Raw genomic sequence first — 232 nt, 5'->3', positions numbered from 1 at the left:
CGTTCAACGCGCTGGGCGTGGTTCTGCCGGTCATGGTTCCCGCCCTCAAGATGAACTGGACCGAGGCCGGTCTGGGCTTCACCTTGCTCGGCGTTGCCACCGGCATCATCAGCCTTGTTCCCGCGATTCTGATTCGGAAGATCGGGGTCAGCCTCACGTTGACCGCAGGCATGGCCTTGCTCGGCGCCGGCTACAGTAGCCTGATGCTGGCCGACGGCGCGTCCGTCTATCA

1 protein-coding gene is annotated in these 232 nt (G+C 63.8%); it reads left to right on the top strand.

The window, feature by feature from the left end; translation table 11 throughout:
- Positions 1-17: 17 nt before the first annotated feature.
- On the top strand, positions 18-232 hold a 215-nt coding region (locus SB754_RS23195; RefSeq protein WP_410784589.1), incomplete at its 3' end, for a hypothetical protein.

It is taken from the genome of Leifsonia sp. SIMBA_070, assembly GCF_046534635.1.
Taxonomy (GTDB): Bacteria; Actinomycetota; Actinomycetes; order Actinomycetales; family Microbacteriaceae; genus Leifsonia.
Note: the sequence above shows the minus strand (reverse complement) of the source record. Positions and strands in the feature narration are given on the sequence as shown.